Genomic DNA, 11,633 nt, shown 5'->3' with positions numbered 1-11,633 from the left:
ATCCCCAGCCCCTTTCAGGCCTCCTACATCAACGAACGCTCGATGCCGTCACCAGAACGGCTGTGCGCTGAGCGCAGACGACAGCGGGCGCCGTGCACACGCACGACGCCCGCCCGAAGACCTGGATGGTCGGTGGTCTCAGCTCACCAGCCGCGCTCGGCGAGGCGGTGGGGCTGGGGGATCTCCTCGACGTTGATGCCGACCATGGCCTCGCCAAGGCCGCGCGAGACCTTGGCCAGGACGTCGGGGTCGTCGTAGAAGGTGGTGGCCTTGACGATGGCGGCGGCGCGCTGTTCGGGGTTGCCGGACTTGAAGATGCCGGAGCCGACGAAGACGCCCTCGGCGCCGAGCTGCATCATCATCGCGGCGTCGGCGGGGGTGGCGATGCCACCGGCGGTGAACATCACGACGGGGAGCTTGCCGGTCTGGGCGACCTCGCGGACCAGCTCGTAGGGGGCCTGGAGTTCCTTGGCGGCGACGAACAGCTCGTCTTCGGACAGGGAGGTCAGGCGGCGGATCTCGGCGCGGATGGTGCGCATGTGGGTGGTGGCGTTGGAGACGTCGCCGGTGCCCGCCTCGCCCTTGGAGCGGATCATGGCCGCGCCCTCGGTGATGCGGCGCAGTGCCTCACCCAGGTTGGTGGCGCCACAGACGAAGGGGACAGTGAAGTTCCACTTGTCGATGTGGTTGGCGTAGTCGGCGGGGGTGAGCACCTCGGACTCGTCGATGTAGTCGACGCCGAGGCTCTGCAGGATCTGCGCCTCCACGAAGTGACCGATGCGGGCCTTGGCCATCACGGGGATGGATACGGCGGAGATGATGCCGTCGATCATGTCCGGGTCGCTCATCCGGGACACGCCACCCTGGGCGCGGATGTCGGCGGGCACCCGCTCGAGCGCCATGACCGCGACGGCACCGGCGTCCTCGGCGATCTTGGCCTGCTCCGGGGTGACCACGTCCATGATCACACCGCCCTTGAGCATCTCGGCCATGCCGCGCTTCACGCGGGCGGTGCCGACGGTTGAGGTGGTCTCGGGCGTAGTCACGGCATTCTCCTGGGTCATGTGCACCTGACGGGCAGACTGTGTGGTCTCCCCGATTCTAGGTGCCCCCCGAATCGGGGTTCATAGCCAGTCGAAGCCCACTGGACTGGTGCCGACCTGGGCCGATGCCGCCGACCGCCGCATCTGGACCGCCCGCCGAGCACATGGGGTGAGGCGACACACACTCAGCGGATGGAGCGGACCACCGGTTCGGTGTCGGCGCTCGCGGCGCCGATCGCCTCGGCGAGCAACTCGTCGAGGTGGTACGGGTACACCGCCTCGCCGGTGGCGTCGAGAGCACGGATGTCGGCGGGTGTGCACCACCGGTGGTCGGTGATGGTCCGCCGTTCCAGCGCGGTGAGGTCGGCGGGACGCCAGTCGAATCCGGGGGCGCGCAGGGTGAAGAACAGTTCCTCGGAGCGGATGAGTTCACCGTTGAACGGGAACACCGCGACCCGCCGCCACAGCGGCCCGCGCAACGCGGCCGGGTCGATCCGCTGCCCGGTCTCCTCGTACACCTCGCGGACCGCGGTCTCCCGCAGGCTCTCCCCTGGTTCCACTCCGCCGCCGACGGTGAACCAGAACGCCACCTCGGGCACCATCGGATCGTGCCCGCGCAGCAGCAGCACACGATCCTGTTCGTCGAGCAGCACCACGCGCGCCGAGGTGCGGGTGGTGTGCACCTCGAGCCCGGTGGCGGCGGCCGGTGTGGCGCGTTCGGTGATCTCGAAATAGGTCGGCAGCGGGGCGGTGCCGCCCAGGTGCAGCCAGCGCACCGGTCGACGGGTGCGCAGGGCGAGGGTGTCGCGCACGGCGTCGTTGTGGAACCGGCGCGCGATGAGCACCCTGGCCTCGGCATCGGCGAGTTCGGCGACGAGCTGCGGGCGCAGCTGGCCGATATCGATCGTCGATAACGCGGCGGAGAGCTGGTTCTCGATGGTCTCGCGCTCGCCTCGGTCGGCGCGTTCGGCCCAGTCGGCCAGCGAGGCCAGCTGGGCGGCCCGTTCCGCCCGGGGCGGATCGGTGGTCGCCGGGCCCGCGATGGCCATGGCGACCGCGCGCGCGACCACCGCGCGCCGGGCCAGCGCGGCATCGAGCGCCTGCCAGGACCGGTCCGAACGCACGTGCAGTCGGTCGAGCCGGTTGGCGGTGGAGGCCGCCCACACGCCGAGCGCGAGCACGAACAGGGCGACCAGTCCGAGGACGAGAACGGCGGTCGCGGAGAAGGTGATCATCCGGCGGCCCGCACCCTGTTGTCGCCGACGGTGACGGTCTCGTACACTCGCAGGATCTGTTCGGCGACCACCGGCCAGTCGTAGGCGGCGACCACCTGGGTGGCGGTGCGCACCAGTTGGTCGCGGGTGTCGTCGTCGGTCAGCAGGGTGTCGATGGCCTCGGCGAGCGCGGCCGAGTCACCGACGGGGGTGAGCAGTCCGGCGCTGCCGTCGCGCAGCACGCGGCGGAAGGCGTCGAGTTCGCTGGCCACCACCGGGGTTCCGGCCGCCATGGCCTCGATGAGGATGATGCCGAAGCTCTCCCCGCCCAGGTTCGGCGCCACGTACACGTCGGCGCTGCGCAGCGCGGCGGCCTTCTCGGCGTCGGAGACCTGCCCGAGGAAGCGCAGGTGCCCGGCGTTCGGCCCGGCCTCGCGGCGCAACCTGTCCTCGTCGCCGCGCCCGACGATCAGAATCTCGACGTCGGGATGGCGTTCGACGAGCGCTGGGAGCGCCGCGAGCAGCACATCCATGCCCTTGCGTGGTTCGTCGTAACGGCCGAGGAACAGCACCGTCCGACCCACGCGCGGGTAGCCGTCGAGCAGCGGGCCGCGCGCGAACGCCGACACGTCGACCCCGTTGGGGATCTCCACCGCGTCCGACCCGAGCGCCTCGACCTGCCAGCGCCTGGCCAGCTCCGAGACGGCGATCCGGCCGCTGATCTTCTCGTGGTACGGGCGGAGCACGCCCTGAAAGGTGCTGAGCACCAACGACTTCGTCGTCGAGGTGTGGAAGGTCGCCACGATGGGACCTTCGGCGATCTTGAGCGCGAGCATCGACAGGCTCGGCGCGTTGGGTTCGTGGATGTGCAGCACGTCGAAGTCGTTGCTGTCGATCCAGCGGCGGATGCGGGTGTAGGCCATCGGCCCGAACGACAACCGCGCCACCGACCCGTTGTAGGGAATGGCGACGGCACGACCGGCCGAGACGACGAAGTCGGGCAGCGGCGTGTCGTCGGACGCGGGGGCGAGCACACTCACCCGGTGCCCGCGCTCGAGGAACACCCGCGCCAACTCGACCACGTGGGCCTGCACGCCGCCGGGTACGTCGAACGAGTACGGGCAGACCATGCCGATCTTCACCGCGTCCCCCCTGTCCGGCCGGCGGCGATCCGCGCCAGCCGTTCCGGGGAGAGGTCGGCTTCCCACAGCGGTTGCAGCATGTGCCAATCGGCGGGGTGTTCGGCGATGTTCGCGGCGAACCGGTCGGCCAGCGCCTGGGTCGCCGCCGCGACGCCACCCGAGACATCGAGGGGCGCTTCGGTTTTCAGGCCCCACCCTTCGGTGCCGTCGGGTTCGGTGGTGAACCATCCGTGCACCGGCATGAGCGCGGCCCCGGTCTCGATGGCCAGTTTCGCCGCACCGGCGGGCATCCAGGTGCGTTCGCCGAAGAACTCGACGGGCACGCCGCGGCCGGTGAGGTCGCGCTCACCCATCAGACACACGATCCGGTTCTGCCGCAGGCGTTCGGCGAGCGCGACGAACGGTGGCTGCTCTCCGCCGGTGAGGGGGAACACCTCGAACCCGAGGCTTTCGCGGTAGGCGACGAACCGCTCGAACAGCGACTCGGGTTTCAACCGCTCGGCGACGGTGGTGAAGGTGTCGTAGTGCTGCACCAGCCACACCCCGGCCATGTCCCAGTTGCCGGAGTGCGGCAGCACGAAGATGACACCACGCCCCTCGTCCAGGGCGGCGTCGAGATGTTCCAGCCCGGCGACGTAGTAGTCGATGGTGGTGTGGTCCATGCTCGGCAAGCGGAACGCCTCACGCCAGTACCTGGCGTAGGAGCGCATACTCGCCCGGATCAGGTCGTCGGGGACCTCGGCGGGGGCGACACCGAGAACGCGGGCGAGGTTGCGGCGCAACTGCACCGGTCCCCCACCCTTGGCTGCCCGGTCGGCGCCGAGGTCGAAGACTTTGCGCGCCAACGGTTCCGGCGCCGAACGAACCAGTCGCCAGCCCGCCGCGTAGCCGAGATCGCCGAGGCGTTCACCGATCGTCATGACGCCTCCGCCTGCTGCGGCGGGATCACGGTGCGCGCGCCCGGCGAGTTGCGCACCGCGAGCACCCGTTGGAACACGGTGACGGTGCTGAGCACGGCAAGTACCCACATGGCCACGTACACCGCCCAGGTGAGCCAGCCGATCCCCCAGTGCCCGCCGATCCCGGTGAGCCCGGCACCGACGAGCACGATCACCAAACGGTCGGGCCGTTCGATGATCCCGCCGTCGGCCGAGAGCCCGCTGGCCTCGGCGCGTGCCTTCGCGTACGAGATCACCTGCGAGGTGACCAGCACGATCAACGTGGCGACGAACAGTTGCCTGCTCTGCTCGTGGTACACCGCCCACCAGGCCAGTCCCGCGAAGATCGCGCCGTCGGCCACCCGATCGCAGGTGGCGTCGAGCACCGCGCCGTACTTCGTTCCGCCGCCACGGGCCCGAGCCATCGCACCGTCGAGCATGTCGAACATGACGAACAGCCAGATGACCATCGTCCCCCAGAACAGGTGACCGCTGGGAAACAGCGTCACCGCCGCGACAATCGTCGCGGCGGTGCCGATCAGGGTCATCGTGTCGGGGGTGAGCCCGGTCTTGACGAGCGCTTTGCCCAGCGGCGCAGTCGCTTTGGCAAACGTCTGCCGCCCGAAGAAGCTGAGCACGGTGTTATTCCTCCTGCGCCGTGCGGGGCACCCGCACCCGATCGGATGCGCTGTGCGCGGCTTCGCGCTGATCCCACATCTACGCCTCCCACGCCTCCGCCAGCAGCTGCCGCGTCTCGCGCAACAACTGAGGCATCACCTTCACCCCGCCGACCACGGTGATGAAGTTCGCGTCCCCGCCCCAGCGCGGAACGATGTGCTGGTGCAGGTGGTCGGCGAGCGAACCACCGGCCACCCCGCCCAGGTTGAGTCCCACGTTGAATCCGGCGGGCCGTGAGACCCGTTTCATCACGCGGATGGCCTGCTGGGTGAACGCCATCAGTTCCGCGCTCTCGGCGGGCGTGAGGTCCTCCAGGTCGGCTACCCGGCGGTACGGCACCACCATCATGTGTCCCGGGTTGTACGGGTACAAGTTGAGTACGGCGTACACGTGCTCGCCGCGGGCGATGATGAGACCGTCCTCGTCGGGCATCTTGGGAATGTCGGTGAACGGGTGCCCGGTGGCGTCCTTGGGCTTCACCTCACCGGTGATGTAGGACATCCGGTAGGGCGTCCAGATCCGCTGCAACCGGTCGGGCCTGCCCGCCCCCGCGTCGACGATGGAACCCGCCGACGCCTCGACCTGCTCGCTCATGCTGCCTCCTCCGAGCGCCGACCACTCACGCCCGCGCCTTGACGATCTCGAAACCCTCCGCGGTCGGCGAGGCGTTCTCCCGATTGCCGACCCAGGCCACGATGGTCGCGACCGCGTCGGCGACCGGCACCCCGTTGACCTGGGTACCGTCGCGGAAGCGGAAGCTCACCGCGTCGGATTCCACGTCGCGGGCACCGGCCAGCAGCATGAACGGCACCTTCTGCGCGGTCTGGTTGAAGATCTTCTTCTGCATGCGGTCGTCGCTGCGGTCCACCTGGGCGCGCACACCGGCGTCGGTCAGCTGCTCGATCACCGAATCGAGGTGCGGGGCGAAGTTTTCCGCCACGGGAATGCCGACCACCTGCACGGGCGACAGCCAGGCGGGGAACGCCCCCGCGTAGTGCTCGGTGAGCACACCGAAGAACCGCTCGATGGAACCGAACAGGGCGCGGTGGATCATCACCGGACGCTGCTTGGTGCCGTCGGAGGCGGTGTATTCGAGGTTGAACCGCTCGGGCAGGTTGAAGTCGAGCTGAATGGTCGACATCTGCCAGGTGCGGCCGAGGGCGTCCTTGGCCTGCACCGAGATCTTCGGGCCGTAGAACGCGGCGCCGCCCGGATCGGGGACCAGTTCCAGGCCCGAGGCCGACGCCACCTTCGACAGGGTCTCGGTGGCCTCTTCCCACAGCTCGTCGGAGCCGACGAACTTCTTCGGGTCCTTGGTCGACAGCTCCAGGTAGAAGTCGTCGAGGCCGTAGTCCTTGAGCAGCGACAGCACGAAGTTCAAGGTGGTGGTGAGTTCGCCGTGCATCTGCTCTTTGGTGCAGTAGATGTGGGCGTCGTCCTGGGTCATGCCACGCACGCGGGTCAGGCCGTGGATCACGCCGGACTTCTCGTAGCGGTACACCGACCCGAACTCGAACATGCGCAGCGGCAGCTCACGGTAGGACCGACCACGCGCCCGGAAGATCAGGTTGTGCATCGGGCAGTTCATCGGCTTGACGTAGTAGTCCTGGCCTGGCTTGCGCACGGTGCCGTCGTCGTTGAGTTCGGCGTCCAGGTGCATGGCCGGGAACATGCCGTCGCGGTACCAGTCCAGGTGGCCGGAGGTCTCGAACAGCGCGCCCTTGGTGATGTGCGGGGTGTTGACGAACTCGTAGCCCGCGTCGATGTGGCGCTGACGCGAGTACTCCTCCATCTCCTTGCGGATGATGCCGCCCTTGGGGTGGAACACCGGCAGGCCCGAGCCGAGCTCGTCGGGGAAGGAGAACAGGTCGAGTTCGAGGCCAAGTTTGCGGTGGTCGCGGCGTTCGGCCTCGGCCAGCAGGTGCAGGTACTCGTCCATCGCCTCGGTCGATTCCCAGGCGGTGCCGTAGATGCGCTGCAGATCCTCCCGGTCCTGGTCGCCACGCCAGTACGCGGCCGAGGAGCGGGTGAGTTTGAAGGCGGGGATGAACTTGGTGGTGGGGATGTGCGGGCCACGGCACAGGTCGCCCCACAGCTTCTCGCCGGTGCGCGGGTCCAGGTTGTCGTAGATGGTCAGCTCGTTGCCGCCGACCTCCATGATCTCCGGGTCGTCGATGCCGGACTTGTCGCTGATGAGTTCGAGCTTGAACGGCTCACCGGCCAGCTCGACGCGTGCGTCCTCCACGTCGACGACGCGGCGCGAAAAGCGTTGCGCGCCTTTGACGATCTTCTTCATCCGGGATTCCAGCTTGGCCAGATCCTCGGGCGTGAACGGCTTCTCGACGCGGAAGTCGTAGTAGAAGCCGTCCTTGATCGGCGGGCCGATGCCGAGCTTGGCCTCGGGGAACTCCTGCTGCACCGCCTGGGCGAGCACGTGCGCGGCCGAGTGCCGGATCACGCTGCGACCGTCCTCGGTGTTCGCGGCGACCGGCTCGACCTCGGCGTCTTCGGTGGGAACCCAGGACAGGTCCTTGAGCGCGCCCTCGGCGTCGCGCACGACCACGATGGTGTCGGGCCCCTTGGTCGGCAGACCCGCTTCCCGCACCGCCGCGCCCGCGGTAGTCCCGGCCGGCACGGTGACGAGCGCGACTGGGCTGATCGGTGCAGAGGTGGTCACGGGAATGCTCTCCTTGACGTCGCGTTCTGCGGGACGGACCCCACAGTGGTGCGGGCCATCCCCGCACCGCGCCCAACTCTACTGGGAAAGCCTTCCTCGTCTCCCCGCGACTCGGGCTCCCCGCTCCCCCGACCCCAGCCGGGCGCGGACGACGTCCCGAGGTGGCCGATTCAGGCCTTCGACAACAGGGCGGTGCGCTCGGCGGGCGGGCGCTTGGGGCAGCTGGTGCACATGGTGCAGGTGGGGACCTCGTAGACCAGGCAGCACGAGATCCGTTTGACGAAGGTGCGGGTGCCGAGGGTGACGAAACGGGGGGAGAGCAGCCGGGAACCGATCTCGGCGGCGAGTTGTTCTCCGGCGGCGCGGTCGCCCGCGTCGAGGGCACGGTTACCGATGGCGTCGGTGACGATCGCCCACAGGGCGGGCGCTCGCGCCCCGGAGACCGCAGCCACCTGGGGAATCACGGCCGCCAGCGTCTCGTACAGAGCGGCGCCCGCGCAATCCGCGGCGCGGGTCGGGAACGCGGCATCACCGGAGGTGACCTGCGCGAAGGACCGGAACCGCACCCGCTCCACGCCGCCGTCGGGGCGGATCTCGCAGTCGAATTCGTCGAGTACGGCCAGGGGCGCGGGGTAGCCCTTCGCGTAGGCGCAGGTGATGGGCTCGACCAGTGCCGAGGCGACCATGCACCACCACAGGGTGGCGCCGACGCGTGGCGTCTCGGTGCCCCACGAGCGGCTCATCTCGGTGATCCGCGCCGAGAGCCAGGCCGGATCGGTGAGTGCTCGGCCGGGGGCCGTGCTCACGACATCAGGGGACTGCGCAACCATGGCCAATCGACTCCGATCCACCCGCCGACCATCGAATAAGTGCCGAGCAGCCACAACGTCACCACGACGAGGGCGAAGGTGGCGACCGCGCCGAGCGTCTTGATCACCCAGCCGCGTGAGGTGTACCAGTCCATGACGATCCGGTACTTGCCACGCACCCAGGTGAGGGTGTGGTGCGCCCACATGAACTCGGTGGCCAGGATGCCGAACCCGGCGAAGACGAGCGCCCAGCCCGGTCCCGGGTAGGGGATCGTGATGATCCCGACGAGCAACACCAATCCACCGATCACGCCGACGGCGACGCGGTAACCGGCGTTCAGGATAGGGCGGGCGGCGATGCCTTCCCGGAAGGCGCGCGCACGATCCTTCACCGCGTCCCACCGTCCGGACGAGCCGGAAGCGGTGGCCACGGTGTCGGATTCGGCGCGGTCGGCGGTCGGCTCGCTGGTCATCGTCCCAGCCTAACGAGCCGACCGCCGAGCGGTCACAGCCCGATGCCGATGTCGCCGTCGATGGCGCGCACGCCGTCGGCGGTCACCTCGAGCACCCGCGCACCGGCGATGTCGAAGAACAGCCCCGACACGACGAGTCCGCGTTCGGTGACCGCGCGACGCACCGCCGGGTGCTTGCCAAGCGTTTCGACCTGCACCGCCACATTCACCATGCTGAGCTGGTCGACCTCGTCGAAACCCGCAGCCCTGGCCGCGCGGACCACCGGATGACCGGAGCGGAACCGCTCGAGGCTGGCCTCGGCGTGGGCGAGCCAGGAACTCAGACCGCCCTCGGCGTCGGCACCGGTGTAGACCGCCTTCATCGCCCCGCAGGCGGAGTGCCCACAGACGACCACCGAGCGCACGGCCAGTTCCTCGAGCGCGAACGCCAGCGCCGCCTCGACGGAGTGGTCGCCGGTGATCGGCACCAGATTGCCCACGTTGCGCACGGTGAACAGGTCACCGGGCCCGCTGGAGGTGATCACATTGGGCACGATCCGCGAATCCGCGCAGGTGAGGAAGAACGAGTCGGGATCCTGCCGGTCGCGCAGCCCGTCCAGGTGCGGCCGGACCACGTGGGCGTGGCTGCGATGGAAGGCCGACACCCCGGCCCGCAGCGCGTCGCCACCGGACGTGCGGTGGCGCCACGGTCCGAGGAACTCGTCCCACACCTGCCGCCCGAATCCACGGGCGGGCGGCGCCGCGTCGGCACCGGCCATCCGCGCACTGCCGATCTCCACGAAATCGACGCGGCCACCGGAACTCTCCAGCTGACGTTGCCACTCTTCGATGGCCTCGAAGGCGGCGTGGTCGAGGAAGTCGACGGTCATCTCCACCGTCACCTCGGCACCGGCGGGCACCTTGGCCAGTTCCGACGACAGCTTGGGCAGCGCGAGGAAAGTGCAGGATCCGTCGATCCGGACCAGCCAGCGCGCTCCCACCGGCACCGCGCTCACCTGCACCCGCACCACCCGCCACAGCAGCAGCGCGAAGGCCAGGCCGAGTCCGAGCAGCACACCCTCGAGCAGGTTGAGGAAGACGACGCCGAGCACCGTGACGAGGTAGATCAGCAGGTCACCGGTGCGCTTGGCCGACCGGATGTGGGCGATCTTCACCAGCTGGATGCCGATGACGATGAGCAGACCGGCCAGTGCCGCCATCGGGATCTGCTCGACCAGGCCGACCAGCGCGACGGAGAACACCAGCACCCAGACGCCGTGCATGATGGCCGAGGCGCGCGAGCGCGCGCCCGCGGCCACATTGGCGGAGCTGCGCACGATCACGCCGGTGATCGGGAGTCCACCGACCAGACCGGAGAGCACGTTCGCCGAACCCTGACCGATGAGTTCCCGGTCGAAATCGGTGCGCGGGCCGGTGTGCAGTTTGTCGACCGCGACGGCGGAGAGCAGGCTCTCCACGCTGGCGATGAGCGCGATGGTGAGCACCATCATGGCCACGGCGGCCCAGTCACCCGAGGGCAGTTGCGGCAGTTGCATGGCGTCGAAGATCGAGCCGTCGAGGACGATGCGGTCGACGTCGGTGAACAGGAACGAGATCAGGGTGCCGACGACCACCGCGACGAGTGGGCCGGGCACCGCGCGCAATGCCGGTGGGACGTACTTCCAGCCGAGCATCACCGCGATCACCACGGCACCGACCAGGGCACCGCCACCGTGTACCGACAGCAGTTGACCGGGCAGTTCGACGAGATTGCGCCAGGCGCTGCTGTGCGAGGAACCACCGAGCAGCACGTGGATCTGCTGCAACGCGATGGTGATGCCGATACCGGCGAGCATGGCGTGTACCACGACGGGCGCCACGGCCAGCGCCGCGCGCGCGATCCGGCTGAGCCCGAACAGGATCTGCAGCACACCGGCCGCAGCGACGATGAAACAGGTTGTCCGCCAGCCGAACTGGGTAATCGACTCGGCAACGACGACAGTGAGTCCGGCGGCGGGGCCGCTGACCTGCAGGACCGACCCGCCCAGCGATCCGGCGACGACACCGCCGATCACGGCGGCGACGAGTCCGGCGGCGACCGGTGCGCCGGAGGCGACCGCGATGCCGAGCGACAACGGCAGCGCGACGAGGAAGACGACGATGGAGGCGGGCAGGTCGTGACGCAGCAGGTTCTGCCACCGCGGTGCGGGGGACGGCTTGTCGGGCAGGGGTGCGACCTCGGCCGGCGGCGGCGGGGCGAGATCGTGTTCTACGGACATGTCTCTCCTTCACGCAGGGAACCCCGGTGCGACGGTGAACCGGGAAGGAATGGCACAGGCGATCAATCTATTGGTAAAGACTTGGCAAAGCCAGTGTGCCGCAACAACAGTGGGAGTGGCCATAATCGGGCGGCCATAGTGTTGTGGCCCACAGCAATTCGCTATCAGTGTGCCGAACTACCCAACCCGGCCACCGGCGGATGCCGACCCCGCGCACCCGGTGCGCGCACGAATGCCCGGTCCGGTCACCGCCCGATGGACGGCCGTAACAGCGTGCGGCAGCGTAGAATTCACAACGCCCGAACCATTGTCGGTAGCCATCATTCTCCTTCGCCGGGCGCGGCGAGGCGTCCGGTTCATCGGTCGAACATGCACTGGCAACAGAAACTGAGCTGTGAGAA

General features: G+C 69.0%; 10 protein-coding genes. All 10 read right to left on the bottom strand.

Annotation, left to right across the window (positions count from 1 at the left end; all coding sequences use genetic code 11):
- Positions 1–143 precede the first annotated feature (143 nt).
- Positions 144–1,064 (bottom strand): pyridoxal 5'-phosphate synthase lyase subunit PdxS, encoded by a 921-nt coding sequence (gene pdxS, locus NC7_RS08450; protein ID WP_174550208.1) that lies wholly within the window; start codon positions 1,062–1,064, stop codon positions 144–146.
- 164 nt (positions 1,065–1,228) lie between these two features.
- The gene (locus NC7_RS08445) at positions 1,229–2,275 is read right to left on the bottom strand and encodes an NUDIX hydrolase (RefSeq protein ID WP_067981285.1); all 1,047 of its coding nucleotides are present in this window, start codon (positions 2,273–2,275) and stop codon (positions 1,229–1,231) included.
- Positions 2,275–3,399: a glycosyltransferase family 4 protein gene (locus NC7_RS08440; protein WP_067980971.1), complete on the bottom strand. Its 1,125-nt coding sequence runs from the start codon at positions 3,397–3,399 to the stop codon at positions 2,275–2,277. Before NC7_RS08440 ends, NC7_RS08445 begins: the two co-directional genes overlap by 1 nt.
- Positions 3,396–4,319, bottom strand: a complete 924-nt coding sequence (locus NC7_RS08435) for a phosphatidylinositol mannoside acyltransferase (RefSeq protein WP_067980970.1) — start codon at positions 4,317–4,319, stop codon at positions 3,396–3,398. Before NC7_RS08435 ends, NC7_RS08440 begins: the two co-directional genes overlap by 4 nt.
- Entirely contained in the window at positions 4,316–4,975 is a 660-nt protein-coding gene (pgsA, locus tag NC7_RS08430) for a phosphatidylinositol phosphate synthase (RefSeq protein ID WP_067980969.1), read from the bottom strand. The genes NC7_RS08435 and pgsA overlap by 4 nt, the downstream gene beginning before the upstream one ends.
- 79 nt (positions 4,976–5,054) lie before the next feature.
- Positions 5,055–5,609: an ATP adenylyltransferase gene (locus NC7_RS08425; RefSeq protein WP_067980968.1), complete on the bottom strand. Its 555-nt coding sequence runs from the start codon at positions 5,607–5,609 to the stop codon at positions 5,055–5,057.
- 25 nt (positions 5,610–5,634) lie between these two features.
- A complete protein-coding gene (thrS, locus tag NC7_RS08420) occupies positions 5,635–7,692 on the bottom strand; it encodes a threonine--tRNA ligase (RefSeq protein ID WP_067980967.1) in 2,058 nt (685 codons plus the stop codon).
- Positions 7,693–7,862: 170 nt separating this feature from the next.
- Entirely contained in the window at positions 7,863–8,498 is a 636-nt protein-coding gene (locus NC7_RS08415) for a (2Fe-2S)-binding protein (protein WP_067980966.1), read from the bottom strand.
- The gene (locus NC7_RS08410) at positions 8,495–8,974 is read right to left on the bottom strand and encodes a TIGR02611 family protein (RefSeq protein ID WP_084458177.1); all 480 of its coding nucleotides are present in this window, start codon (positions 8,972–8,974) and stop codon (positions 8,495–8,497) included. The genes NC7_RS08415 and NC7_RS08410 overlap by 4 nt, the downstream gene beginning before the upstream one ends.
- 32 nt (positions 8,975–9,006) lie before the next feature.
- Positions 9,007–11,232 carry a SulP family inorganic anion transporter gene (locus NC7_RS08405; protein WP_067980965.1) on the bottom strand — a complete coding sequence of 742 codons (2,226 nt, stop codon included), beginning with the start codon at positions 11,230–11,232 and terminating at the stop codon, positions 9,007–9,009.
- Between the last annotated feature and the right edge of the window lie 401 nt (positions 11,233–11,633).

Source organism: Nocardia caishijiensis NBRC 108228, assembly GCF_001612825.1.
Classification (GTDB): Bacteria; Actinomycetota; Actinomycetes; order Mycobacteriales; family Mycobacteriaceae; genus Nocardia; species Nocardia caishijiensis.
The sequence above is the reverse complement of the archived record's forward strand: the minus strand, read 5'-3'. Positions and strand labels throughout refer to the sequence as shown.